Below are 22261 nucleotides of genomic sequence, written 5' to 3'. Positions count from 1 at the left end.
AATCAGGGTAACCCACCAGTCAATCGATCGATTGATAGAAGGATTGCCGCGCCTCGCCCAAGCGGTGGTGAGGGCACACGGAAAGGTTCTGTCGGGAAAGGACGGTTAGGGTGGGCCGGTGCGTTCCGAGCTTCCGGTGGTGGCCGCTGTCTCGTTGGGCGGCGGTCTGGGCACGCTTGCCCGGTATGGGGCCGGTCTACTGCTGCCGACTGTTCCGGGTCGTTTTCCGTGGGGGACTTTCGGTATCAACGTGCTCGGCTGCTTTCTGATCGGCGTGCTCATGGTGCTGGCCACCGAGGTGATGCGGGCACATCGGCTGATCCGGCCGTTTCTGGGGGTCGGCGTGCTGGGCGGGTTCACGACTTTCTCCACCTACGCGGTGGAGAGCGTGGAGCTGTTTCCCAGCGTCACGGCTTTCGTGTATCTGGCGGGGACGTTGATCGCGGCCGTGCCGGCCGCGGCGGCCGGAGTGTGGCTGGTCAGGCGCCTGGCGAGGCGGCCATGACAGCGGTCCTGGTGTTCGTGGGGGCGATGGTCGGCGCGCCGCTGCGGTATCTGGTGAGCCGGGCGTTTCCGATGCCGTGGGGCACGTTCGTGGTCAACATCGCGGGGTCTTTCATCCTCGGTGTGCTGGCCGGCGCGGCGTCGGGCAGTCCGGCGTACGCCTTGGCAGGAACCGGATTCTGCGGCGCGCTGACGACATACAGCACGTTCAGCTACGAAACGCTCCAGCTCATCGAGCGCAAGAACTACATGCGCGCGGCGTTGAACCTTGTACTGAGTGTGGTGCTGGGGCTTGGCGCGGCGGCGCTGGGGTTCTGGGTGGGTTAGTCCAGAGTGGATTCCCGGAACAGGTCTTAGTATGCGGGCATGGACCTGCCCGTGATGCCACCGGTGAAACCGATGCTGGCCAAGGCTGTGCACGTGGTGCCGCGCACGCCGGGCCTGAGTTTCGAGCCGAAATGGGACGGGTTCCGGTGCATCGTGTTCCGGGACGGCGACGAGATCGAGCTGGGTTCACGCAACGACCGGCCACTGACCCGGTACTTCCCGGAACTGGCCGAGTTGCTGCGCGAAGCCTTGCCGCAACGGTGCGTAGTGGACGGTGAGATCGTGATCGTCAGCGAGACCGGGCTGGATTTCGAGGCGCTGCAGCTGCGGTTGCACCCGGCAGCGTCGCGCGTGCGCAAGCTGGCTGAGGAGACCCCGGCCAGCTTTGTCGCGTTCGATCTGCTCGCGCTCGGTGACCGATCGCTGATGGATGAGCCGTTCAGTGAGCGCAGGCGCTTGCTGGAAAGCGTGCTGGACGACGCGCTCGCGCGAGTGCATCTCACGCCGGTGACAACCGATCCGGACGTCGCCGAGGACTGGTTCACCCGGTTCGAAGGCGCCGGATTCGACGGGGTGATGGCCAAGCCGACCGACCAGCCGTACGAACCTGACAAGCGTGTGATGTGGAAGGTCAAGCACGAGCGCACGGCCGACTGCGTGGTCGCTGGGTTCCGATGGCACAAAGACGGCGAGACTGTGGGTTCTTTGCTCCTAGGACTGCACGATGAGGCAGGGGTCCTGCATCACGTGGGCGTGGCCACCAGTTTCACCGCCGCGCGTCGTCGCGAACTGGTCACCGAGTTGGCGCCGCTGCGTGAGAACGCACTCGAGGGGCATCCGTGGCAGAAATGGGCCGAAGCGCACGCTGAGCAGCGGATTCCCGGTGCGTACAGCCGATGGGCGGTGGGCAAGGACCTGTCTTGGGAACCGCTGCGGATCGAGTGGGTCGCCGAGGTGCGCTACGAGCACGTGCAGGGCCGACGGTTCCGGCACGGCAGCAGGCTGGTGCGGTTCCGGCCCGACCGGACGCCCGAATCGTGCACATACGCCCAGCTTGACCAGGTCGCCCCGGCCGAGCTCAGGACTTTGTTCGATTAGATTGAGATCATGGGGTCTGCGCTGGTTCCGCGTTACGGCGCGGGTTCGTTGTCCGATGTCGTCCCGTCGATCATGGCGGGCCTTGGCGTGCCGGGGATGAGCGCGACTTTGCCGCTGCCGGAGGCGCGCAAGGTCTGCCTGCTGCTCGTCGACGGCCTCGGCTGGCATTTGCTGCGTGAGTACGCCGAAGACGCGCCGTTCCTGGCCGGACTGGCGGGCCACGAGATCACGGCCGGGTTCCCGGCCACCACCGCGACCAGCCTGACGACCGTCGGCACAGGCGTGCCGCCCGGGCAGCACGGCATCGTCGGCTACTCCTTCGCTGCCTCGGACGACGAGCTGATCAACGCACTGAGCTGGGGCCTGCACGCCGGCGGCAAGAACGTCGACTTCCGCGACCGGTACGTGCCCGAGGACTTCCAGCCGGTGACCACGGCTTTCCAACGGGCGATGGACGCGGGCGTGCACGTCCGGCTGGCCACGCACCGCTCGTTCGAGGGAAGTGGCTTGACCAGAGCAGCCTTTGAAGGCGCGGAGTTCGAGGCCGTGCTCGCACTCGGCGACCTGGCCAGCAAGGCGACCGCCGCACTGCGCGCCGCCGACCGCGTGTTCTGCTACGCCTACCACTCGGACCTGGACCTGCTGGGCCATGTGTTCGGGCCGGGCACCAAGGCATGGCGATTCCAGCTGCGCCAGGTCGACCAGCTGGCCGCCACGATCGCCGAGGAGCTGCCGTCCGACGGGATGCTCGTGGTCACCGCGGATCACGGCATGGTGCACGTCGGCGAGGACGACCGGATCGACTTCGACACCTTGCCATCGCTCAAGCAAGGCGTCCGGATGCTCGGCGGCGAGGCCAGGGCCAGGCATGTCTACGTTGACGCGGGCGCGTTGACCGATGTCGCCCAGACCTGGCGTCTGGTGCTCGGCGACCGGGCATGGGTGCTGACCAGGGACGAAGCGGTCGACGCCGGATGGTTCGGGCCGCTGGTGGCCGATTCGGTCCGCACCCGGATCGGTGACCTGGTGGTGGCGGCCCGTGGCGGCTCGGCGATAACCCGGTCGAAGGCCGAGCCGCGGATGTCGTTGCTGACCGGGCAGCATGGTTCGCTCACTCCGGAGGATCAGCTGATCCCGTTGCTGGTGAAGCCGGGCGCGGCAGAGTAGCGATGAGACGGTCCTTTTTGGATAGACCAGATGGACCTGCTAGGCCGCGAGCGTCCGGTGTGCGATGTCGAGAGTGGCCTCACGCAGGTCGCGTAGGTCGTGATCGATCAGCAGTCCGTCCCGCTTGACGATCCGGCCGTTGATCAGGACCGTGTGGACGTCCGAGTTGCCGGCGCTGGTCACCACACCGCCTGCGACCGTTTCCGGGCCTTCGCCGAACAGGTGCTCCAAACCGGCGAGCAGCACGATGTCCGCGCGCTTGCCCACTTCCAGCGAACCGACTTCGTCGCCCATGCCGATGGCGTGGGCACTGTTGATCGTCGCGGCCCGCAGCATGTCACCGGCTGCGGGCCGGCTGTCGCGGCGGGCGCGTTCGTGCAGCAGTGCGGTGCGCATTTCGCTGAACATGTCCGGTGTGTTGTTGATGACGACGTCCACACCCAGTGCTGGAGCGCCGCCGGCCTCGGTGAAGCGTTTGTACGCCAGGTCGCCGTGTCCCATCATCAGTTCGACCACCGGGGTGACGGTCAGGCTCGCGCCGCTGTCGGCGATCATCCTGACCTCGTCGTCACTGATCATGTTGGCGTGCACGAAGTTCAGGTCAGGACCCAGTAGGCCTTCCTTGTGCAGCCGGGTGATCGACTGGGCTTTGGCGCCGTTCCGGCCGCCGCCGACGTGCAACGTGGCGATGACGCCCAGATCGCGGGCCAGCCGGATGTGCCTGGTGGTGTCCTCGATGCAGAGGTAGTCCGGGCCCAGCGGTGCCAGTGCGATCTTGACCTGGTCGGCCCTTGTGCGGACGTCTGCCTCGTCGTCCGGGTTGCTGTGTCCGAAGAGGACACGCAGGCCGGTCTCCTGATGCGTCTCGACCGCAGCGTCGACCTGTGCGGGATCCGAGAACCCGCTCCAGTCCAGAACCGTGGTCACGCCCGCGTCGATCGCCTCGGCCGCGGCGAGCCGAAGGCTGTTGCGCACGTCGTCGATGTCCTGTCGCGCCCCGATTCTGGCGACGACATTGGCCAGGTAGTACTCGAGCGTCATGTCCGCGGCGAAACCCCGCAGCGGCGACTGCGCCATGTGCCGGTGGGTGTCGACGAATCCGGGGATCACCACCTTGCCGCTCGCGTTGAGGACAGTCGCACCTTGCGCGGGCAGATTCGGTCCGATCTCGGCGATGCTCCCGCCGTCGACCAGGACGTCCGCGCCCGGCTCGGACAGGACGTATCCACCTTTGAGCAGTACCTTCACCAGTTACCTCCATGGAAAGCTTTTTGTAAAGCTATCTCGAAAGCTTTCTGGTTGCAAGGTATTCTTCCCGGCATGGAGGACCTGGTTGACGGCGTTGTCGCGGCCTGGAACCGGGAGCTGCCCGAAATCGCCGGGCTGGAACTGGAACTGGGCAAGCGCGCCGGGCTCCTGCACGTCCTGCTCAACGAGGCCGCAGCCAGGGCGCTGGTGAAGTTCAAGCTCACCAAAGCGGAGTACGACGTCCTCGCCGTGCTCCGCGCGACGGGCAAGCCCTACCGGCTCAAGCCGACCGAGCTGGCCGGGCGTTTGTGGCTTTCTTCGGGTGGCACGAGCAATGTGCTCAAACGGCTCACCGATGCCGGCCTGATCCGCCGTGAGCAGGACGCTGGTGACGCTCGCAGCTCATGGGTTCAGCTGACTGCACAGGGCGTGCGGACGGCAGAAGCCGCCGTCCGCGCGGCCTCCGAGGAGCAACGCCGGCTGCTGAAGCCGGTGCCTGAGGAGACCGCCCGAGCGGCGGCTGACGCACTTCGTGAAGTGCTACTCGCGCTGCAGGATCGCGACTAGCTGGCGAGCTGGTAGCCCGCCTCGGTGACCGCGGCGCGGACGTCGTCCTCACTCAGGTCCCGGTCGCTGGTCACGGTCACCAGACCGCTGGCCAGGTCGACGTCGACCTGCTGGACCCCGTCGATCGATCCGACTTCCTCGGTCACCGAGCTGACGCAGTGACCGCAGGTCATGCCCTGGACTGTGTACGTCGACTGGGACATTGCTCTTCCTTTCCGATGTCCGGTGGTGGGTCAGGAGCGCACGAGCCGGGCGATCGCGTCGCTGGCCTCCGTGATCTTCGCGTCGGCCGCGGCGCCTCCCTCGTTGATGGCCTCGGTCACGCAGTGCCGGAGGTGCTCGTCGAGCAATGCCACCGACACCGCCTGCAGGGCGCGGGTCGCGGCCGAGATCTGCGTCAGGATGTCGATGCAGTACTCGTCGTTGTCGACCATCCGCTGCAGACCCCGGGCCTGGCCCTCGATCCGGCGCAGCCGCCGGAGGTGGTCTTGTTTGTTTCCCGTGTAGCCGGCCATGCGCGTCGCTCCTTGTACTCCGGCCCGTCGCGCGGCCGGCCAGGTGAGCCGGGGGAACGACGAGCGCCTACCCGATTTATACCCATAGGGGGTAGGGGATAGGCAACGTGGCCTCGGTCACGCGGCGTAGACGTGCTCCGGCAGCTGCCGCCGGGACCTGACCCCGAGCTTGTGGTAGACGCGCGCCAGATGGCACTCCACCGTCCGCACGGAGATCACCAGCCGGCGGGAGATCGCCAGATTCGACAACCCCGCCGCGGCCAGCGCGGCGATCTGGCCCTCCCGGGTGGTCAGGCCCGGCAGCGCCGCCGGCGGCGACAGGTCGAACGTGTCCCGCAGCAGCCCGGCGAGTTCCGGATCCACTGTCTGTACCGCCGCGCAGGCGCGCAGCAGCAGGTCTACCCGTTTTTCGGCAAGCATGTGCTAACCCCCTTTGTCCCAGCGCCGATTAGTGTGTGTCGCTGCCGGGCCCGCCCGCACCGACTTTCCGGGACAACGGAAAGGTCCGTGCCCAAAAGGGAGGGGGAACGATGTTACGGATTCACTGCACGGAAAGAGATCTGCTGCGCTGCCGTTTCGCCGGGAGCCCCTCGCCGATGACCGAGCTCGTCAACGCGCTGATGATGTTGCAGCGCCGGGACAATCCCCTCTACGGCCCGTGGCGCCGCACGGTCTGGTCACGGTTTCCCAACGAGGCCAGGCCGTTGCTGGACCTCGTGCTGCCCGACACAGCACCTGACTACCTCGACTCGTTGAGCCCGTCCTTCGACGAAGGCCTGGACGAGGTCATGTCGGCCGATCATGCGCTGCAATGGTCGGCGTTCGGGGCGGTGACACGGGAGCCGACGCTGCTGGCAACGCGGCTCGCGGACGGCGACCGGGAGGCGCGTGACGTCCTGGCGACGTCGGTCACCGCGGCGCACCAAGCGATCTTCGGTCCACTGTGGTCACGAGTGGCCGCGACGCACCACGACGACCTTGCGACCCGGCTGCCCACACTGCTCACTGAAGGAATCGGGACAGCGCTGGCGGATCTGTTCCCGGACGCCGCGTGGAACGGTCTGGTGCTGGAAATCCCGGGACGATCCGGCCGGGACGTCAAACTGGACGGGTACGGCATCATGCTGGCGCCGTCCACATTCTGGACCGGCCCGCCGCTGGTGGGCCGTGGCGTGCCCGGACAGCCGTTGCTGATCGTTTACCAGGCCCGGATTCCGTTGCCGCTCATCGACGCCCCCGACGAGCCGGGCCGCAAACTGGGGCCGCTGCTTGGGCGGACACGGGCCGCGGTGCTCGAAGCGATCGTGCTCAACCCGGCCGTCACCACGAGCGCGCTGGCCCACCGGCTGGGCATCTCGCCTGGACGTGCTCACGAACATGCCGCTGTGCTGCGGGAAGCCGGGCTGATCACCAGCCACCGGCACCGCAACACCGTGCTGCACATGGCGACTACGCTGGGCACCGAGCTCAACCCGTTCTGAATCAGTCGGAGACGGTCCTCCCGGGAGTCGTTGTGGACGATGTGCTGGCCCATACCAGGAACGTGCTGTCGCTCTACGACATGTCGGTGTTCCACGCGGCGATGCCGGTGGTCTGGCGGTGCCCGGTCAAGCACGTCCAGGGCCTGTACGACGCGAGTGTCGGCGCGCAGCACCTGGAGATGGGTGTCGCGACGGGACATCTGCTCGCGAACGCCGGGTTCCCGGTACGGGATCCGCAGATCACGCTGCTGGACCTCAATCCGGCACCGCTGGCGTACACCGCTCAGCGGCTGGCCCGGTACGACGTCACCCAGGTGCGGGCCAATGTGCTGGAGCCGTTGCCCCTGGACGATCTGTACGACTCGGTGAGCCTGAATTTCCTGCTGCACTGTGTGCCCGGCAGCATCAAGGAGAAAGGCTCGGTGCTCAAGAACGCCGCGGCCGTGGTCCGGCCGGGTGGCATTGTGTTCGGCAGCACGATCCTGTCGGCGGGTGTCGCGGTGGCGCCGCAGGCACGCCTGCTGATGAAGTACCTCAACGCGCGCGGGATCTTCCACAACGACCGGGACACCCTGGATGACCTGCGGGAAGTGTTAGCCGGGCTGGGCCGCTACCAGCTGGTGGTGCGAGGCAGCGTCGCGTTGTTTCGCGCGCGCCTCGAGCCGTGAGCGGACGAACAGGATCACTGCGACCGCGGCCATGGTGCCGACCAGATAGGGGAACGTCTGTGCCAGCAGTGCGGCGCCGTCGAGGATCGACGCACCGCCCAGGAACACCGATCCTGTCACCACAATCGCGGTGATCAACGGCGGCTGCACGGCCACGGCGAAGAACGCGGGCCGGTGCACCAACAGCGCGGCGGCCACACAGCTGACCGCGATCGAGATCGGGAAGACGGCTCCGCCGAGCGCCAGGCCGCCGATGACGATCGCGGCCGGGCCGAGCACGGCCAGCCAGCCAGGGATCTCGAATCTAGTCGACACAGGGGATCGCCCCGGCGTTGATGGGTTCGACGTTGGCAATCCTCTGCACCCTCTCCTGATTGACGATGATCTTTCCTGCCGCGTCGGCGTCCGGTTGTCGCTGCACGGGTGGCGCGGCCGGTGGGTCGAGCAGGTTCTGTACGAAGGCACGGACCTGGTTGGGATTGACCTCGACCGCGCTGCCGTCCGACGGGGTGGCCAGGTTGATCCGGCCGGTCGGGATCGTGGTGAACTGGATCTTGTCACCGGTCAGGTCGCCCAGCTGCTGGGCGAACGACATCAGGTCCCAGCCCTTGTCGAGCACCACGGCCTTGGTCAGCGCGCTGACCAGGTCGCTGATCCTGCTCGGGTCGGTGAGCGTGCCCGCGCTGAACATCCGGTTGGCCAGCCCGGCCAGGAACGCCTGTTGGCGCCGGACCCGGTCGAGGTCACCATTGGTCAGGCCGTGCCGCTGACGGACGAACTTCAGCGCGTCGATGCCCTGCAGGGTCTGCGGCCCGGCCGGGAAGTTCGCGCCGGAGTAAGAGTCCTTCACGGGATTGTTCAGGCAGACCGGAACGCCGCCGACGGCGTTGGTGATCTCGCTGAACCCGAACAGGTTGATCTCGGCGTAGTGGTCGATGTGCAGGCCGGTCAGCTGGTTGATCGTGGCGATCAGGTTGCGCCTGCCCGCGGTGGTGGACTCCTTTTCCCCCTGGCCGGCGGCGGCGTTCTTGGCCCTGGCGTACGCGGAGTTCAGCTTGTGCTTGCCGAACCCGCCCGCGATGTCCACATAGGAGTCACGCGGCAACGAGATGGCGAACGCCTTCTTGGTGGGATCGGCGGGCACGTGGATCACCATCATGGTGTCGGTGTTCTGCTCGCCGGTGGAGTTCCCGGCCTGCAACGCGTCAAGCACGTTGCGCGGCAACGGGTTTCCCTGCGCGTCGGTGCGGCTGTCCAAGCCGACCAGGAGGATCGTGGTGTCCTGCGGCGGTTTGCGCACCGGAGTGGGGCTGTCGCCGGTGCTGGCCTGCGGTGCGTCCGGCGTCTCCGGGACGATCACGTCGTCGGTGGCGAGGTTGGTCGTGGCCGTCCGGTAGGTCCACCAGCCGCCGGCCGTGACCGCGAGCACAGCCAGCGAAACCACCGCGATCAGGCTTTTTGTCGTGATCCTGGCGATCTTCTTGGCGTTCATCGCAGGTAGTCCGTGAGTAGAGCGGGTGTCAGGCCGTTGGTGCGGGCCTGGGCGACGAATGCGTTGACGTCGGCCTCGAAGCCGGGCCCGAAGTGCATCAGCACGATCGAGCCGGGCCGGAACTCACGCGGCCCGCTGAAGTGCACCTTGCCGTTGCGGATCTCCGAACCCCAGTTGACCACGTACTTCGCGCCCGCCTCACCGGCGGCCTGCAGCGTGATGTCATCGCTGTTGCCGAAGGGCGCACGGAACAAAGTCGGGCGCTTGCCGAACGTGGCGGCGTAGTCGTCGGACACCGGGCCGATCTCGGCGGCCTGCTGGTCGGCGGGGCGGCCCTTGAGGTTGGCGTGGGTGGCGCTGTGGTTCTCGATGGCCGAGCCGGTGTCGTCCCGCAACTGCCGGAAGAAGGCCGGGTCCTGGCGGGCGTACTTCTGGGTGACGAACATCGTGGCTTTGACCCCGTTCCGGTTGAGGACGCCGGCCATCGCCGGGTCCCGGTATCCGCCGTCGTCGATGGTCAGGAACGCCACCGGGTCCTTCGTCTCGACCTTGTAGACCAGCGTGGCCGGGCCGATCTTCGGCGCGGGCCGCAGATCGGCCGGCTGGGACGGCTTGACCACAGGCAGCGGTTGCGACGAGGCTCGCTGGGTGGGCTGCTGGGTGTCCGGGCCGGCGAAGATGGCGGCCAGCAGCAGTGCGAACACCGCCGCGGCCACGGCCCTGAACGGCTTGAGACGTTCCAGCATCCGTGCGACTCCCCGATAACCTTGAGATTCCCTCCGATCTCGAAGCTAGGGATGCTTTCCGGCGGAACGCCGTCGGTCGTGTAACAGCCCGCCTGCAGCTGGCCCGCATCCGTGTAACAGAAGACGGGGGCCGACTGGCCGGGTGGGCCTGACCAGGCACAATGGCGGACGTAGAGGAGGCTGGATGCGGAGCGCCTGGATGGCGATACTGTGCGTGATCACGCTGGCGGTGATGTCGCTTTCCGCGTGTGGCCCGGCGAACGGTGGCGTGCAGGTGGAGGGCCGGGCGAGCCAGGTCACGCCGCCGCCCAGCACCCCGCCGCCGCCCAGTGACGAGACGCCGTCCTTCGACGCGGTGGCGCTGCTGCGGGCCGATCCCAAGGTCAGCGACAAGATCAAGAGCACCCTCACGCCGTGTGTGCAGGGCCGCTACCCGGTGGACGCCCGGTACGCCGACGTCACCGAAGACGGCACCGCCGACCTGATCGTGACCGTCGTCCCCTGCGACTCGAAGGCGATCGTGGACGCCCCCGACTACTTGCGCGGCGGTGGCGTGCTGGCCAACTACATCTACGACCTGAAGCCGAAACCGCCGGTGGACGTGTTCGCCTCGGAGGATCCGGGCCAGCTCGTCGAGCAGCGCAACGGCATCCTGCAGGTCATCCGCTGGGAGTACCGCACCAACGACCGCTCCTGCTGCCCGAGCCTGCAGACCTCGGTGTTGTACAAGTGGTCGGGTACCGCTTTCGAGCTGTTCAAGAAATGAGCCCGATGCACGTATTGCTGGTCGAGGATGACGCCGTGATCCGCGAGGCCACCCAGCTGGCGCTTGAGCGTGACGGCTTCGAGGTCACGGTCGCCGAGGACGGCATCAGCGGGCTGGCCCGCTACCGCGAGCAACTGCCGGACGTGGCCCTGCTCGACCTGATGCTGCCCGGGATGAACGGCGTCAGCCTGTGCCGGCAGATCCGGGAGGAGAGCTCGACCCCGGTGATCATGATGTCGGCCCGCGCGGACCCCATTGACGTCGTGCTCGGCCTGGAGGCGGGCGCGGACGACTACGTGACGAAACCGTTCGACAGTACTGTTCTGGTGGCCCGGATCCGTGCCGTGGTCCGCCGGATGAACCGGGCCGAGGCGTCCACCGGCGAGCAACCCCTGCGTTTCGGGGATCTCGAGGTGCACCGCAACGGCCTGGAAGTCCGGGTTGCCGGCCAGCCGGTCGAGCTGACACCCACCGAGTTGCGGTTGCTGCTGTGCTTTGTGGACTCTCCAGGCAGCGTGCTCACCCGTGACGTCCTGCTCGAACAGGTGTGGGATTACCAGTGGGGCGGCGACTCGCGCGTGGTCGACGTGCACGTCCAACGGCTGCGCGCCAAGGTCGGTCAGGATCGCATCGAGACCGTGCGCGGGTTCGGGTACAAACTCAAGAGTTCGCCGTGAAGTTGTTGCCTGCTTCGCTCCGTTGGCGGCTCAGTGCGGCGATCGCTGTGGTCAGTGCATTGGTCGCGGTTGCACTGAGCCTGCTGGTGCGCACCGAGTTCTCCCAGACGCAGCTCGCCGATGCGCGCCAGCTGCAGGACGAACGCATTCAGCTGGTGGTCCGGGACTACGCACTGACCGGGCAGGCCGCTCTGGGCAGTGAGCTGAACTCGTCCGCTGTGCCACCGGAGCTGTTGTCCGCGGTTCGTGGCGGGCAGCGGGCGACCTACCTGGAACGCGCCCCGAACGGGTCGTGGATCTGGGCGGCCGCCGAGACCGACGGCAAAGTCCTTTCGTTGCGTAGCCCCTATTCCGACCGTGATGACGCACTGAGCCGTCTGGACCAGGTGCTGCTGATCGGCTCGGTCGGAGTGGTCGTGCTCAGTTCCGTGGTCGGAGTGTTGCTGGTCAGCCGCTTGTCCCGGCGCTTGCGCCTCGCCGCAGGGGCCGCGCGCCGAGTCGCCGACGGAGATATGACCGCCCGGGTGCGTGACGTGATCCGGGACCGGCCCCGGGATGAGGCCGCCGAACTGGCTCAAGCCATCGACGGGATGGCCGATGCTTTGCAGGAACGTCTTGTTGCCGAGCAACGCGTCACCGCCGACATCGCTCACGAACTGCGCACGCCGGTGACGGGGCTCGTCACTGCCGCCGAGTTGCTTCCTCCTTCGCGCCCCGCCGAGCTTGTCCGCGACCGCGTGCGTGTCCTGCGAGTCCTGGTCGAGGACATCCTCGAGGTCGCCCGCCTGGACACCGCCGCCGAACGCGCCGAGCTGGCAGAACTACAACTGGGAGAGTTCGTCCGCCGCCGGGTCGCGGGTGTCGCACCGGACGCACAGGTCTCAGTGCTTTCCGAGGTCCCCGTCCGCACCGACCCCCGCCGCCTGGAACGAGTCCTGGTCAACCTCCTGGTCAACGCCGGCAAGCACGGAAAACCCCCGATCGAGGTCGAAGTGGACGGTCTCACCCTGCGAATCCGTGACCACGGCCCAGGTTTCTCCGACGAACTGCTGCGTGACGGTCCCAGCCGCTTCCGCACCGGCAGCAGCGACCGAAGCAGCGGCCACGGCCTAGGCCTGACCATCGCCGTCGCCCAAGTCAAAGTCCTCGGCGGAACCCTGACCTTCACCAACCCCGAACCCCAGGGCGCCCTGGCAACCCTGGTCCTACCCGACAGCCCTGTTTAGCCAGGAGTACCAGGCTTGCATGCCGTCGCCCTTGGTGGCGGAGACTTGGCGGACTTCGGCGTGGGGGTTTACCTGGTGGACATGGGTGGTGAAATGCTCGGGCGGGAAGTCGAGGTGGGGCAGGAGGTCGATCTTGTTGAGCAGGACGAGGTCGGCGGTGCGGAACATGTGGGGGTATTTCAGAGGTTTGTCGGGGCCCTCGGTGACGGATGTGATGACGACGCGGGTGGTTTCGCCTAGGTCGAAGAGAGCTGGGCAGACCAGGTTGCCGACGTTTTCGATGAAGAGGGTCGAGCGGTTGGGTGGGTTGAGTTCCTCCAGGGCGGTGGCGAGCATCGATGCGTCGAGGTGACAGCCTGCACCTGTGTTGATTTGGATGACGGGGCAGCCGGTGGCGCGGATTCGGTTGGCGTCGAACGCTGTCTCCTGGTCGCCCTCGATCACTGACACCGTGAGGTCCGGCAGGTCCTGGATGGTGCGTTCGAGCAGGGTGGTCTTTCCCGATCCGGGCGAGCTCATCAGGTTGACCGCCAGGATTTCCCTTTCGGACAGCCATTTTCTGTTCTGCTCGGCCAGGTCGTCGTTGCGGGCCAGGATCTTGTGTTCGAGTGTGACTACTTCGGTGGTTGAGCAGCCGCAGGTGCCGCACATGTGATCACCTCCACGGATTTGATCCGCAGCTCGCGACCGGCCAGCACGGTCACCTCGGAGGTGCCGCAGTCCGGGCACAGCACGATCGGATCGGACGTCTCGAACTGGATCTGGCAGGACGGGCAACGCACTTGCCCGAGCGGTTCGTGCACGACGAGTTCGGCGCCTTCGAGTGTCGTTCCCTCTGCCACCAGGTCGAAGCAGAACCGGATCGAGTCGACCACCACCCCGGAGAGCCGGCCGATCAGAAGGGTCACCTTTGTCACCCGCGTGTCACCCAGCTTCTCGGCGATATCCGAGACGATCGACTGGGTGATCGACAGCTCGTGCATCTCAGCAGATCCGGGGCAGGGGATCGCCGACGAGCAGGTCACAGATCCTGGTTCCGCCGAACACTGTGTTCAGCAGTACTAGTCCCGGTGGGTCGGCCTTGATCCGGCCGACCACGGCGGCTTGCTCTCCCAGGGGGTGTGCGCGCATCGCTGCCAGCGCGGCATCGGCGGCAGATCCGTCCACAATAGCCACGATTCGGCCTTCGCAGGCGACGTACAGCGGGTCGATGCCCAGCAACTCCGATGCGCCACGGACTTCATGGCCGACCGGGACCGCAGCCTCGTCGACCACCACCGCAACGTCAGCGGCCTTGGCGACCTCGTTGAGGATCGTCGCCACGCCACCGCGCGTCGCGTCCCGCATCACCCGCACGCCCGGAACAGCGAGCAGCGAGGCGACCAACTCATGCACCGGTGCGGTATCCGACTCCAGATCGGCCTCGATGTCCAGTTCACCGCGGGCAAGCATCACGGTCACGCCGTGCTCACCGATCGGCCCGGAAACCAGAACGGCGTCGCCCGGCTGGACCTCGGACATGCCGAGCCTGCCGGGATACGAGATCACGCCGACTCCGGCGGTGTTGATGTAACAGCCGTCGGCTTTGCCGCGCTGGACCACCTTCGTATCGCCGGTCACGATCTGGACGCCCGCCGCCTGCGCGGCCGCCTTCATCGAGCTGACGATCCTGACCAGGTCCGCGACTGGAAAACCTTCCTCCAGAATGAAACCCGCGGTCAGGTACAACGGCTTCGCGCCGGACACGGCCAGGTCGTTCACGGTCCCGTTGACCGCCAGGTCACCGATGTCGCCACCGGGGAAGAACAATGGCGAGACGACGAACGAGTCTGTGGTCAGTGCCAGCCGCGAGCCGTTGACCGAGAAGGATGCCGCGTCGTCGAGCTGGTCGAGCATCGGATTGCTGAACGCGTCAAGGAAAACGGCTTCGATCAACGTCTGGGTGGCCTTGCCGCCGGAGCCGTGCGCCAGCGTGATCCGATCCTGCGTGACCTTCGGCCGACGCCGTCTGGCACGCTCGATCCGGTCAAGGACCTGTTGCTCCCTGGTGGACACTTCGGTCATGACAGGCTCGCCTCACGCACTCGGGTCCGGGTGAACCGCCCGAAGTTGTAGTAGGCCGCGCACGCGCCTTCGGGCGAGACCATGCATGTGCCGATCGGTGTCTCCGGTGTGCAGGCGGTCCCGAAGACCTTGCATTCCCAGGGTTTCAGCACTCCCTTGAGGACTTCGCCGCACTGGCAGGCTTTCGGGTCGGCCACGCGCACACCCGGGACCTCGTAAGCGAGTTCGGCGTCGAACTTCGCGTACTGCGAGCGGACTTGCAGCGCCGAGTGCGAGATGAATCCGAGGCCACGCCATTCGAAGTACGGCCGCAGCTGCATCGTCTCGCCGATCGCCCGCAGCGCGGTGATATTGCCGTCCCACGGCACCACCCGGGAGTACTGGTTCTCCACTTCGGAGCGACCTTCTTTGAGCTGCAGCATCAGCATGTAGATCGACTGCAGGATGTCCAGCGGCTCGAACCCGGCCACCACGATCGGCTTGTTGTACTGGCCCGCGATGAACTCGTACGGCCGGCAACCGATCACAGTGGACACGTGCCCCGGCCCGATGAACCCGTCCAGCCGTAGATCGGGCGAGTCCAGAATGGCCTTGATGGCCGGGATGATGGTGATGTGGTTGCAGAACACCGAGAAGTTCTCGATGCCTTCCTTGGCCGCACGCAGGATCGTCATCGCGGTGGACGGGGCGGTGGTCTCGAAGCCGATCGCCATGAACACGACCTGCTGGTCCGGGTTCTGCCGGGCGATCTTGAGCGAGTCCAGCGGTGAGTAGACCATCCGGATGTTGGTGCCCTCGGCGTTGGAGTCGAAGAAGTTCCCGTCACTGCCGGGAACCCGCATCATGTCGCCGAACGAGGTCATCAGCACACCGGGCTGGCGCGCGATGTGGATCGCGTCGTCGATGCGGCCCATCGGGATGACGCACACCGGGCAGCCCGGGCCGTGCACAAGCGTGATGTTCTCCGGCAGGTAGTCCTCAAGGCCGTGTTTGTAGATCGTGTGCGTGTGACCGCCGCACACCTCCATGAACTTGTACTCACGGCCGGGCTCGCACAGCCGGGCGATCTTCGCGGCCAACGCCCGTGCGGTGTCGGCGTCACGGAACTCGTCGACGAAACGCATGACACACCCCTTAGATGATCTGGGAATCCCGTAGTGCGGCCATCTCGTCCTCGTAGGCCTTGCCGATGCTCTCCAGGAACTCCATCGCGGCCCTGGCCTCCGCCTCGTCGATCTTCGACAGCGCGAAGCCGACATGGATCAGCACCCAGTCGCCGGGGCCGACCTCCTCCTCGGCCAGCAGCCCGATGTTGATCGCCCGCTTCACCCCGATGACGTCCACTTTGGCCAGATCGGGCCGGTCGGCGATGATCTCGATCACCTCTCCGGGGATGCCAAGGCACATGTCAGCTCCTTCTCCTGCTTGGTGATCAGGGCCCGTACCGTGTCGGTGGCCGGGCTGACGGCGGCGGCCACCGCCGGGCTCAGCCCCATGTGCTCGGCCAGCGAACCGGGCTCGCACCCGACCAGCAGGACGCGTCCGTGCCGTCCGCCCAGCAGGCTGACGATCCGCATCACCGCGTCAGGTTCCATGCCGTGCCCGTCGAGCAGACCAGCATCCGGGTCGCCAGAGGTGTCCAGCTCGATCACCGAGATGGTGCCGGGCGGGTCGTGCAGGGACACCGCGTCCACGATGATCGTCAGGTCGTACCCGGTGTTGGCCAGGTCGTGGGCCAGGTGCATGCCGCGGATGCCGTAGTCGGCTACCCGGACCCACTCCGGCATGTCCTGCTCGCACAGCTTGCGGGCGACTTCGACGCCGAACCCGTCGTCGCCAAGGAAGATGTTGCCGACACCCGCGATCAGTGCCTGGAAACTCATAACGGTTCCACCTCGTCCGGCGTGAAATACCGGTACCGGCCGTGCGCCGCGTACAGCTCGGCACCGGGGTCGTCCTTGAGTGTCACTGCCAGGTGGCAGCCGTCGTCGACGTCCGTCAGCACCGCTTCGACGACAGCCACTCGCCCGGCGAGGAACATGTCATGCGCGTCAGCACGTTTGCGGCCCGGCCGCAGTACTACCCGTGAACCTTTGGTCACGGCGACTCCGGCGACCGTGACGCTGTCGGTCTCCGGTGACACCGATTCGTCGGCGCCGGGATCCCACCACGGAGTGCTGGGCTCGGTCGTGGCTTTGACGTACCGGAGTGTGCCGTGCAGACGTTCGACGAGCTCTGCAGGCAAGTGGTCGACACGGTCGATCACCTCGGCCGCGCGCTCGTCGGTCGCGCGGGCCTCGCGCTTCTCCTCGTCGGTCAACGTCATCGTGCGCAACGTCAGGATCTCGTCGATCTCGGTGCCGTCGAACAGGTTCCCGGCGCTTTCCGGCGCGATCTCGGGCTGGTCGTAGAGGATGATCGGCGAACACAACACTGTGTCGTTCCCGCCGACGAGCACCGGCCATATGCCGTCGTTGACGCACTCGTTCGTCGCCACCGAGGCCCACTCCGGCGGGTCGAGCTGCGACAGGAAGTGCCCATCGGTGATCGACAGCAGCAGGTGTGCCGCGATCATCGCGTGCCGTAACGCCTCCGGCCGCGTGTCGTCGACCTCGTCGGATGTGTTGACGACTTTGACGGTGATCTTGGTGCCGCCGAACGGCCCGGGTAGCGGCATCGCCTTCAGGACGATCTTGCCGTTCAAGGGAAAGCGTTTGCGGACGAGCCGGCCGCCGTCGAGCGGCTCGATGTCCTCGCCCGCGTCGATCGTGAACGGAACGGTCGCTCCGGCAGCCAGATCGGCCACCGGGACGACCGCATCCACCTCGCGCTCGACGGCTTCGTCCCAGGTGGTGAACTCGGTGTCGCCGATCATGACCGACGGCACGTCCCGGAATCCGTCGCCCTCGGCGATCTGCACGACACGGGCCTGCAGCTGCAGGAAGCGCAGACGCACATGCACCGCGGCATCGTCGGCGGGTTCGGCGAGGAGTTCGCTCTGTGCCTGGAAACGCTCGCCGGTGCCACCCGAGGCGAATGCGAGCGGCATCAGCACGCCCCACTGCCAGCGGACCTTGTTCTTGGCGGCGGAGGCCCGGTAGGGATACAGCAGATACCCCTCGTAGAGGACAGCGTCCGCGATCGCCCGGGCCTGATCAGTCATGACTTGGTCTCTCGGCGAGCAATTCGACGGTCAGCTCCCAGAGGGCGTGGTACATCGTGGTCTGTGCTTCCTGGATCCGGTGCACTGACGGTGAGGGAACAACGAACAGGTAGTCGATACTGTCCAGTTCGGACATCCTGCCGCCGTTGTAGCCGGCGATGCCCACGGTGAACATGCCCCGGCGGGCGGCCTCGTCGAAGGCGCGCAGCAGGTTCGTGGAGTCCCCGCTGGTGGACAGGCCCACCGCGATGTCCTTGGCCCGGCCGAACGCGGCGATCTGCCGGGCGAACACCACGTCGAAGCCGACGTCGTTGCACAGTGCGGTGATCACCGCGATGTCGTTGGTCAGCCCGAAGGCGGGCAACGGGCGCGCGTCGCCCGCCGGGCTGAGGAACAGGCTCGCCAGATCCTGGGCATCAGTCGAGCTGCCGCCGTTGCCGAAGGCCATCAGCCGGCCTCCGTCGGCGAACCGTTCGGCCATCTTGCCGGCGCACTCCAGCAGCCGGTCGGCGTCACGTTCCAGCACGCTGGCCCGCAAGTCGATGATCTCCCTGGCCTTGTCCACTGTGGACTGCCGGACGAGTTCCAGTACAGCGTCCATGTTGGATGTATCCGCGTACAGGAACGGGTACAGCGACTCGATGTCGTGGTTCACGACCGGTCACCTACCAGCGCGATCGCCTCACCGGCGTGTACCAGGACGGTATCGCCGACCTGGGCCCGCACCAGCGCCACACTGACTTCCTCCTGGCCCGCGGCCGTCTGGACGATCGCCAGTTCGTCGTCCAGCAAACGAACCACGGTCACCTGGACCGCCGTGTCGGAGCAGGTGATACAGACGTCGCCGTGACACGGCTCAGACATCGAGGACTCCGGGTTGTTCGAAGAAGACGTGCACCAGCTCCCACAGGATGTGGTACATCGTCACGTGCACCTCTTTGATCACACGGGGATCGGTGGACGCCGCGATGAGCACGTGGTCGGCCACCTTGCTCGCGGCGATCTGCCCGCCGTCCCCGCCGACCAGCGCCACCCGCAGCATTCCCATGTCACGCGCGGCTTCCAGGCCGCGCAGCACGTTCTCGCACTGGCCGTCGGCGGACAGGCCCAGTGCGATGTCCGTGGGCTCGGCCAGGAATCTGACCTGGTGGGCGAATGTCTCCGACAGCCCGGCCCGGTTGGCCACGGCGGTCAGCGTCGCCACGTCGGAGGTCAGCGAAATGGCTGGCAGCGCGCGCTTTCCCACGATCACCGGGTGTACGAACTCCACGGCGACGTGCTGTGCGTCGGTGCTCGGACCGCCGTTGCCGAAGACGACCAGCTTGCCCCCGCGATGAAACCGTACGGCCATCGCATGACAGGTCCTTGCCACGTCGGTCGCGTGATCGGCGAGGTCGTTCAACGGCGCGGTCCGGCGTCGCACGAGATCGCCGACCCGCCCGGACGGTGACACCCTTGTCACGTCCACACTTCCTCTGGTGTCGTCGGGCCAGCTCTGTGGTGGGAGAGCAGTCAGTGTTGTGGTGGGACTGACTTTTCTACTGCCTCTTGCGTGCCCATGTGGCGGGCACGTCAGGGCCCAGGATCCCGGACCCCTGGATCGATACCTCTCGCGGTGCGGGTAGTTGCCGTACGGTTGTCGCGTCGACGCCCTTGGTATCCGCGGGATCCCAGGCCGCCGGGTTGGCGGTCAGGCCCAGCAGATAGGTGACTGTGCAGTGCAAGGCTTCCGCGAGCTCCGGCAGCAGGCCCAGATCCAGGCCGCGGCCGTTCTCCATCGAGCTCAGCCCGCGGTTGGTGGTCGAGTTGCCACGCCGTCCGAGCCGGGCCACGACCTCGCGCTGGGTCAGCCCCAGTGCCAGCCTGCGTTCACGTATCCGTTGCGCACACACCCAATGGCGTTCGCGCGCGGGGTTCATGTGTGTGGCCGTCACCTTCGAGGTCGTGTTCGAAACAGTCACCGGACACCTCTGTCCGCCGGGGAGCGACACAAGTGTCCGCTCGTGGAGCGCCCGCGTCAAACACCGCGGGAAAGAATCATGGATTCAACGGATCCGGCATCTCGGCAAGCGGATGAATCTTGTAACGCGCGAAGTTGTACACCGGTGACATCGCGAGCAGCCGCTCGAGTTCCTCATTGGACGCCACTTCGTAGATCCACGCACCACCGTGCTGGCCGACGAGGTGATAACGCGCGATGACCTTGCCGCTCTGTTCCAAAGGGCCTGCGTACTTGGGCATCCGGGCCACCGCCGCGGCCATCTCGGCCGACAGCAGCGACAGTTCCATCCGCCACAGCACGAGGAACTTCACCGCTGGATCCCGGCCAGTTCGACCTCAGCTTCGACAGTCACCGAATCAGTCAGCTTCAGCGCGCCGAGCATCGCGGTGTAGGGCCGGATCCCGTATTCCGACTGGTTGACCGTCCCGGTCGCACGAAAGATTTTTTCACTCGGATGGTGGACAGTCAGATGGAATGGGCGGTCCTGTCCGCGCACGGTCAGTGTGCCGTCCACGGCACCGCTTTCGTCGTTTCCGGTGACCTTGGTGGAGGTGAACGTCGCCTGCGGCTGCCGGTCGGTGTCCAGCAGCCGGCGCGCGGTCAGCCCGATCTCTCGTTTGTCCCGTTCGGACAGTGGCTTGAGCCCGCCGGTGCCTTCCAGCACCCGCAACGAGCCTGTCTCGACAGTCACATGGAGCGTGCTCTCAGTGAGCACGTCGGCGAGCACCAATTCACCCGACCATCGGGTCATCTCGATCGTCAGGTCGTGACCTGCCTGTGCGGCAACGCCTTGCCGCCCGGTGCGGAGCAGCAGCCGGCCGTGCTCCGGTCCGATACGCACACTTGTCGACATGTACGCACGGTAGGACTCCCGGCACTCGTCACGCCAGAGGCAGGTCCCCGAACCGTTCCTGCAGCCTGCGCAGGTCACGCATCCTGGGCTCGGTCTCGCCGCCGACCCACCTGCTCACCGTGCGTACCGAGACGCCCAGTTGCTTGGCGACGTCCTGCGGCGTCAGGCCTTCGCGGCGCAGGACCTCGGTCATCCATTCGGCGAAATTGTTGCTGTCAGCGGTGCGCTGGCCGTTGCCGTCGGTGGTCGGGTCCCTTGGCAGGCCCGAATGCGAGTGCAGGACGTCGATCTCGACATGCTCGGGAAAGATCCGGAACGAGATCTGAATCGTGCCCACCGGGCCGGCCGCGTCCAGCAGCGCGCGAAACACCGTTTGCGTGACTTCGCGGTTGCCTTCTTCGGTCAGCGGTGACTCGTTCAAACTGCCGCGGACGAATTCCTGGATTTCTGGAATCGACGACGGCCGGGCGGGAAATGTTTTGGACACGACAACGAGGGGGAGCACCTCAACCGTCGGTCGGATGGGCTCGGTCAAGTGCATCAACCCCTTTCAAGCTGAGGTAAGACTATGTCTTGCTGCCGCACCCGGCCAGGGCTAACGTTTGTCCGGTCAGCTGGAATTTCTCCCCGGACGCATTTCTGGAGCTCATGATGAGCGGCGACGCGGAAGAACCTGTGGTCCATATCCTGTGGATGAACGGTGGATTGGGATGTGATGGCGATTCGGTCGCACTGACCGCCGCGACCCAGCCGAGCATCGAGGAGATCGTACTCGGCGCGCTGCCCGGACTGCCGAAGGTCGCGGTGCACTGGCCGCTGATCGACTTCGAGTGCGGCCCGGAACAGGGCGCGGACACGTTCATCGAGTGGTGGCACAAGGCCGACCGCGACGAGCTCGATCCGTTCGTCCTGGTGGTGGAGGGTTCGATCCCCAACGAGGAGATCAAGGACGAGGGCTACTGGTGCGGGTTCGGCAACAACCCGGAGACCGGCCAACCGATGACCACCAACGAGTGGCTGGACCGGTTGGCGCCCAAGGCGTTGGCGATTCTCGCGGTGGGCACGTGCGCGACGTACGGTGGCATCCACGCGATGGCCGGCAACCCGACCGGTGCGATGGGCGTGCCCGACTACCTGGGCTGGGACTGGCAGTCCAAGGCAGGTATCCCCATCGTGTGCGTACCCGGCTGCCCGACGCACCCGGACAATCTCTCCGAGACGATCCTGTACCTGCTCTTCCAGGCGGCAGGCCAGGCACCGATGATCCCGTTGGACGAGGCGTTGCGTCCACAGTGGCTGTTCGCGGCGACCGTGCACGAGGGCTGCGACCGCGCCGGCTACTACGAGCAAGGTGAGTTCGCCAAGGAGTACGGTTCGCAGAAGTGCCTGGTCAAACTCGGCTGCTGGGGGCCGGTGGTCAAGTGCAACGTGCCCAAGCGCGGCTGGATCAACGGTGTCGGCGGCTGTCCCAACGTCGGCGGCATCTGCATCGCCTGCACCATGCCGGGATTCCCGGACAAGTTCATGCCGTTCATGGACGAGCCGCTCGGCGCAAGGGTTTCCGCCGCGGCCAGCAGCATGTACGGCACGGTCATCCGCGCGCTGCGCAACTTCACGATGAAAACGGTGGACGAGGAGCCCAAGTGGCGCCAGAAGGGGCAGCAATTGCTGACCGGATACAAAAGCACCTGGTGAGA

The 22261-nt window shown here is 66.4% G+C and carries 32 protein-coding genes; 11 read left to right on the top strand and 21 right to left on the bottom strand.

Going from position 1 to position 22261, the window contains the following annotated elements; all coding sequences use genetic code 11:
- The first annotated feature begins 118 nt into the window (after nt 1-118).
- From JOF56_RS02200 to JOF56_RS02185, 4 genes are read left to right on the top strand one after another with little or no spacing between them, the layout of a single operon-like run.
- Nucleotides 119-505: a fluoride efflux transporter FluC gene (locus tag JOF56_RS02200; RefSeq protein WP_307854882.1), complete on the top strand. Its 387-nt coding sequence runs from the start codon at nt 119-121 to the stop codon at nt 503-505.
- Nucleotides 502-831 carry a fluoride efflux transporter CrcB gene (crcB, locus tag JOF56_RS02195; RefSeq protein WP_209633863.1) on the top strand — a complete coding sequence of 110 codons (330 nt, stop codon included), beginning with the start codon at nt 502-504 and terminating at the stop codon, nt 829-831. The genes JOF56_RS02200 and crcB overlap by 4 nt, the downstream gene beginning before the upstream one ends.
- Nucleotides 832-870: 39 nt before the next feature.
- Nucleotides 871-1929: an ATP-dependent DNA ligase gene (locus JOF56_RS02190; protein ID WP_209633861.1), complete on the top strand. Its 1059-nt coding sequence runs from the start codon at nt 871-873 to the stop codon at nt 1927-1929.
- 9 nt (nt 1930-1938) lie between these two features.
- Nucleotides 1939-3096 (top strand): alkaline phosphatase family protein, encoded by a 1158-nt coding sequence (locus JOF56_RS02185; protein WP_209633859.1) that lies wholly within the window; start codon nt 1939-1941, stop codon nt 3094-3096.
- Nucleotides 3097-3135: 39 nt separating this feature from the next.
- On the opposite strand, the gene JOF56_RS02180 is transcribed toward JOF56_RS02185, so the two are convergent.
- Nucleotides 3136-4344, bottom strand: a complete 1209-nt coding sequence (locus JOF56_RS02180) for an amidohydrolase family protein (RefSeq protein ID WP_209633857.1) — start codon at nt 4342-4344, stop codon at nt 3136-3138.
- Nucleotides 4345-4416: 72 nt separating this feature from the next.
- Here JOF56_RS02180 and JOF56_RS02175 point away from each other — a divergent pair, with 72 nt between their 5' ends.
- Entirely contained in the window at nt 4417-4911 is a 495-nt protein-coding gene (locus tag JOF56_RS02175) for a MarR family winged helix-turn-helix transcriptional regulator (protein ID WP_209633855.1), read from the top strand.
- Here the strand turns inward: JOF56_RS02175 and JOF56_RS02170 are convergent.
- The 3 genes from JOF56_RS02170 to JOF56_RS02160 form a co-directional block, all read right to left on the bottom strand.
- Nucleotides 4908-5114 (bottom strand): heavy-metal-associated domain-containing protein, encoded by a 207-nt coding sequence (locus tag JOF56_RS02170; protein ID WP_209633853.1) that lies wholly within the window; start codon nt 5112-5114, stop codon nt 4908-4910. The two genes, JOF56_RS02175 and JOF56_RS02170, sit on opposite strands and share 4 nt — an antisense overlap.
- A 30-nt stretch (nt 5115-5144) precedes the next feature.
- Complete coding sequence (locus tag JOF56_RS02165; RefSeq protein ID WP_209633852.1) at nt 5145-5426, bottom strand: metal-sensitive transcriptional regulator; 282 nt, start codon at nt 5424-5426, stop codon at nt 5145-5147.
- Nucleotides 5427-5543: 117 nt separating this feature from the next.
- A complete protein-coding gene (locus JOF56_RS02160; protein WP_209633850.1) occupies nt 5544-5846 on the bottom strand; it encodes a helix-turn-helix domain-containing protein in 303 nt (100 codons plus the stop codon).
- A gap of 176 nt (nt 5847-6022) precedes the next feature.
- Here JOF56_RS02160 and JOF56_RS02155 point away from each other — a divergent pair, with 176 nt between their 5' ends.
- Both JOF56_RS02155 and JOF56_RS02150 read left to right on the top strand, forming a co-directional pair.
- The gene (locus JOF56_RS02155; protein WP_209633848.1) at nt 6023-6907 is read left to right on the top strand and encodes a winged helix-turn-helix domain-containing protein; all 885 of its coding nucleotides are present in this window, start codon (nt 6023-6025) and stop codon (nt 6905-6907) included.
- A 32-nt stretch (nt 6908-6939) separates the two neighbouring features.
- Nucleotides 6940-7575, top strand: coding sequence for a class I SAM-dependent methyltransferase (locus JOF56_RS02150; RefSeq protein WP_209633846.1), 636 nt, complete (start codon nt 6940-6942; stop codon nt 7573-7575).
- Here JOF56_RS02150 and JOF56_RS02145 read toward each other — a convergent pair.
- Genes JOF56_RS02145 through JOF56_RS02135 form a run of 3 tightly spaced genes read right to left on the bottom strand, consistent with a single transcriptional unit; the run spans nt 7501 to nt 9813 of the window.
- The gene (locus tag JOF56_RS02145) at nt 7501-7890 is read right to left on the bottom strand and encodes a DUF6542 domain-containing protein (RefSeq protein ID WP_209633844.1); all 390 of its coding nucleotides are present in this window, start codon (nt 7888-7890) and stop codon (nt 7501-7503) included. The two genes, JOF56_RS02150 and JOF56_RS02145, sit on opposite strands and share 75 nt — an antisense overlap.
- Nucleotides 7880-9067 (bottom strand): LCP family protein, encoded by a 1188-nt coding sequence (locus JOF56_RS02140; protein WP_209633842.1) that lies wholly within the window; start codon nt 9065-9067, stop codon nt 7880-7882. Before JOF56_RS02140 ends, JOF56_RS02145 begins: the two co-directional genes overlap by 11 nt.
- Entirely contained in the window at nt 9064-9813 is a 750-nt protein-coding gene (locus tag JOF56_RS02135) for a polysaccharide deacetylase family protein (protein WP_209633839.1), read from the bottom strand. The genes JOF56_RS02140 and JOF56_RS02135 overlap by 4 nt, the downstream gene beginning before the upstream one ends.
- Before the next feature lie 184 nt (nt 9814-9997).
- On the opposite strand from JOF56_RS02135, the gene JOF56_RS02130 reads away from it, so the two are divergent.
- From JOF56_RS02130 to JOF56_RS02120, 3 genes are read left to right on the top strand one after another with little or no spacing between them, the layout of a single operon-like run.
- Nucleotides 9998-10579: a hypothetical protein gene (locus JOF56_RS02130; protein WP_209633837.1), complete on the top strand. Its 582-nt coding sequence runs from the start codon at nt 9998-10000 to the stop codon at nt 10577-10579.
- Complete coding sequence (gene cseB / locus JOF56_RS02125) at nt 10576-11256, top strand: two-component system response regulator CseB (protein WP_209633834.1); 681 nt, start codon at nt 10576-10578, stop codon at nt 11254-11256. The genes JOF56_RS02130 and cseB overlap by 4 nt, the downstream gene beginning before the upstream one ends.
- Nucleotides 11253-12482 carry a sensor histidine kinase gene (locus tag JOF56_RS02120; protein WP_209633833.1) on the top strand — a complete coding sequence of 410 codons (1230 nt, stop codon included), beginning with the start codon at nt 11253-11255 and terminating at the stop codon, nt 12480-12482. The genes cseB and JOF56_RS02120 overlap by 4 nt, the downstream gene beginning before the upstream one ends.
- Here the strand turns inward: JOF56_RS02120 and hypB are convergent.
- The 14 genes from hypB to JOF56_RS02050 form a co-directional block, all read right to left on the bottom strand.
- Nucleotides 12462-13133, bottom strand: coding sequence for a hydrogenase nickel incorporation protein HypB (gene hypB, locus JOF56_RS02115; RefSeq protein ID WP_209633831.1), 672 nt, complete (start codon nt 13131-13133; stop codon nt 12462-12464). The genes JOF56_RS02120 and hypB overlap by 21 nt on opposite strands.
- Complete coding sequence (gene hypA, locus JOF56_RS02110; RefSeq protein ID WP_209633829.1) at nt 13097-13465, bottom strand: hydrogenase maturation nickel metallochaperone HypA; 369 nt, start codon at nt 13463-13465, stop codon at nt 13097-13099. Before hypA ends, hypB begins: the two co-directional genes overlap by 37 nt.
- Before the next feature lies 1 nt (nt 13466).
- Complete coding sequence (gene hypE, locus JOF56_RS02105) at nt 13467-14546, bottom strand: hydrogenase expression/formation protein HypE (protein ID WP_209633827.1); 1080 nt, start codon at nt 14544-14546, stop codon at nt 13467-13469.
- Entirely contained in the window at nt 14543-15670 is a 1128-nt protein-coding gene (gene hypD, locus JOF56_RS02100) for a hydrogenase formation protein HypD (RefSeq protein ID WP_209633825.1), read from the bottom strand. Before hypD ends, hypE begins: the two co-directional genes overlap by 4 nt.
- A gap of 10 nt (nt 15671-15680) precedes the next feature.
- On the bottom strand, nt 15681-15953 hold the full coding sequence (locus JOF56_RS02095; protein ID WP_209633823.1) for a HypC/HybG/HupF family hydrogenase formation chaperone: 273 nt from the start codon (nt 15951-15953) through the stop codon (nt 15681-15683).
- On the bottom strand, nt 15926-16429 hold the full coding sequence (locus JOF56_RS02090) for a hydrogenase maturation protease (RefSeq protein ID WP_209633821.1): 504 nt from the start codon (nt 16427-16429) through the stop codon (nt 15926-15928). Before JOF56_RS02090 ends, JOF56_RS02095 begins: the two co-directional genes overlap by 28 nt.
- Nucleotides 16426-17709: a hypothetical protein gene (locus tag JOF56_RS02085; protein ID WP_209633819.1), complete on the bottom strand. Its 1284-nt coding sequence runs from the start codon at nt 17707-17709 to the stop codon at nt 16426-16428. Before JOF56_RS02085 ends, JOF56_RS02090 begins: the two co-directional genes overlap by 4 nt.
- Nucleotides 17702-18310, bottom strand: a complete 609-nt coding sequence (locus JOF56_RS02080; protein WP_209647953.1) for a D-sedoheptulose-7-phosphate isomerase — start codon at nt 18308-18310, stop codon at nt 17702-17704. Before JOF56_RS02080 ends, JOF56_RS02085 begins: the two co-directional genes overlap by 8 nt.
- A 50-nt stretch (nt 18311-18360) precedes the next feature.
- A complete protein-coding gene (locus JOF56_RS02075) occupies nt 18361-18573 on the bottom strand; it encodes a HypC/HybG/HupF family hydrogenase formation chaperone (protein WP_209633817.1) in 213 nt (70 codons plus the stop codon).
- Nucleotides 18566-19171, bottom strand: coding sequence for a D-sedoheptulose-7-phosphate isomerase (locus tag JOF56_RS02070; protein WP_209633816.1), 606 nt, complete (start codon nt 19169-19171; stop codon nt 18566-18568). Before JOF56_RS02070 ends, JOF56_RS02075 begins: the two co-directional genes overlap by 8 nt.
- 76 nt (nt 19172-19247) lie before the next feature.
- Nucleotides 19248-19670: a helix-turn-helix domain-containing protein gene (locus tag JOF56_RS02065; RefSeq protein WP_209633814.1), complete on the bottom strand. Its 423-nt coding sequence runs from the start codon at nt 19668-19670 to the stop codon at nt 19248-19250.
- A 76-nt stretch (nt 19671-19746) separates the two neighbouring features.
- Nucleotides 19747-20022, bottom strand: a complete 276-nt coding sequence (locus tag JOF56_RS02060; protein ID WP_209633812.1) for a muconolactone Delta-isomerase family protein — start codon at nt 20020-20022, stop codon at nt 19747-19749.
- The gene (locus JOF56_RS02055; RefSeq protein ID WP_209633810.1) at nt 20019-20564 is read right to left on the bottom strand and encodes a YceI family protein; all 546 of its coding nucleotides are present in this window, start codon (nt 20562-20564) and stop codon (nt 20019-20021) included. Before JOF56_RS02055 ends, JOF56_RS02060 begins: the two co-directional genes overlap by 4 nt.
- Nucleotides 20565-20592: 28 nt before the next feature.
- Nucleotides 20593-21051 (bottom strand): helix-turn-helix domain-containing protein, encoded by a 459-nt coding sequence (locus tag JOF56_RS02050; RefSeq protein ID WP_307854881.1) that lies wholly within the window; start codon nt 21049-21051, stop codon nt 20593-20595.
- 164 nt (nt 21052-21215) lie between these two features.
- On the opposite strand from JOF56_RS02050, the gene JOF56_RS02045 reads away from it, so the two are divergent.
- Nucleotides 21216-22259 carry an NADH-quinone oxidoreductase subunit B family protein gene (locus tag JOF56_RS02045; RefSeq protein ID WP_245378118.1) on the top strand — a complete coding sequence of 348 codons (1044 nt, stop codon included), beginning with the start codon at nt 21216-21218 and terminating at the stop codon, nt 22257-22259.
- Nucleotides 22260-22261 lie beyond the last annotated feature (2 nt).

The organism is Kibdelosporangium banguiense, from assembly GCF_017876405.1.
Taxonomy (GTDB): Bacteria; Actinomycetota; Actinomycetes; order Mycobacteriales; family Pseudonocardiaceae; genus Kibdelosporangium; species Kibdelosporangium banguiense.
This window is presented reverse-complemented; position numbering and strand designations above follow the sequence as displayed.

What these genes read in the sequence shown, in the direction of transcription:
- hypA (WP_209633829.1), bottom strand. Translation starts at nt 13,465, where the DNA reads ATGCACGAGCTGTCGATCACCCAGTCGATCGTCTCGGATATCGCCGAG.
- JOF56_RS02160 (WP_209633850.1), bottom strand. Translation starts at nt 5,846, where the DNA reads ATGCTTGCCGAAAAACGGGTAGACCTGCTGCTGCGCGCCTGCGCGGCG.
- JOF56_RS02095 (WP_209633823.1), bottom strand. Translation starts at nt 15,953, where the DNA reads ATGTGCCTTGGCATCCCCGGAGAGGTGATCGAGATCATCGCCGACCGG.
- hypB (WP_209633831.1), bottom strand. Translation starts at nt 13,133, where the DNA reads ATGTGCGGCACCTGCGGCTGCTCAACCACCGAAGTAGTCACACTCGAA.
- hypE (WP_209633827.1), bottom strand. Translation starts at nt 14,546, where the DNA reads ATGACCGAAGTGTCCACCAGGGAGCAACAGGTCCTTGACCGGATCGAG.
- JOF56_RS02130 (WP_209633837.1), top strand. Translation starts at nt 9,998, where the DNA reads ATGCGGAGCGCCTGGATGGCGATACTGTGCGTGATCACGCTGGCGGTG.
- JOF56_RS02170 (WP_209633853.1), bottom strand. Translation starts at nt 5,114, where the DNA reads ATGTCCCAGTCGACGTACACAGTCCAGGGCATGACCTGCGGTCACTGC.
- cseB (WP_209633834.1), top strand. Translation starts at nt 10,576, where the DNA reads ATGAGCCCGATGCACGTATTGCTGGTCGAGGATGACGCCGTGATCCGC.
- JOF56_RS02135 (WP_209633839.1), bottom strand. Translation starts at nt 9,813, where the DNA reads ATGCTGGAACGTCTCAAGCCGTTCAGGGCCGTGGCCGCGGCGGTGTTC.
- JOF56_RS02155 (WP_209633848.1), top strand. Translation starts at nt 6,023, where the DNA reads ATGACCGAGCTCGTCAACGCGCTGATGATGTTGCAGCGCCGGGACAAT.
- JOF56_RS02140 (WP_209633842.1), bottom strand. Translation starts at nt 9,067, where the DNA reads ATGAACGCCAAGAAGATCGCCAGGATCACGACAAAAAGCCTGATCGCG.
- JOF56_RS02090 (WP_209633821.1), bottom strand. Translation starts at nt 16,429, where the DNA reads ATGAGTTTCCAGGCACTGATCGCGGGTGTCGGCAACATCTTCCTTGGC.
- JOF56_RS02045 (WP_245378118.1), top strand. Translation starts at nt 21,216, where the DNA reads ATGAGCGGCGACGCGGAAGAACCTGTGGTCCATATCCTGTGGATGAAC.
- JOF56_RS02080 (WP_209647953.1), bottom strand. Translation starts at nt 18,310, where the DNA reads ATGGACGCTGTACTGGAACTCGTCCGGCAGTCCACAGTGGACAAGGCC.
- JOF56_RS02175 (WP_209633855.1), top strand. Translation starts at nt 4,417, where the DNA reads ATGGAGGACCTGGTTGACGGCGTTGTCGCGGCCTGGAACCGGGAGCTG.
- JOF56_RS02055 (WP_209633810.1), bottom strand. Translation starts at nt 20,564, where the DNA reads ATGTCGACAAGTGTGCGTATCGGACCGGAGCACGGCCGGCTGCTGCTC.
- crcB (WP_209633863.1), top strand. Translation starts at nt 502, where the DNA reads ATGACAGCGGTCCTGGTGTTCGTGGGGGCGATGGTCGGCGCGCCGCTG.
- JOF56_RS02165 (WP_209633852.1), bottom strand. Translation starts at nt 5,426, where the DNA reads ATGGCCGGCTACACGGGAAACAAACAAGACCACCTCCGGCGGCTGCGC.
- JOF56_RS02085 (WP_209633819.1), bottom strand. Translation starts at nt 17,709, where the DNA reads ATGACTGATCAGGCCCGGGCGATCGCGGACGCTGTCCTCTACGAGGGG.
- JOF56_RS02075 (WP_209633817.1), bottom strand. Translation starts at nt 18,573, where the DNA reads ATGTCTGAGCCGTGTCACGGCGACGTCTGTATCACCTGCTCCGACACG.
- hypD (WP_209633825.1), bottom strand. Translation starts at nt 15,670, where the DNA reads ATGCGTTTCGTCGACGAGTTCCGTGACGCCGACACCGCACGGGCGTTG.
- JOF56_RS02190 (WP_209633861.1), top strand. Translation starts at nt 871, where the DNA reads ATGGACCTGCCCGTGATGCCACCGGTGAAACCGATGCTGGCCAAGGCT.
- JOF56_RS02185 (WP_209633859.1), top strand. Translation starts at nt 1,939, where the DNA reads ATGGGGTCTGCGCTGGTTCCGCGTTACGGCGCGGGTTCGTTGTCCGAT.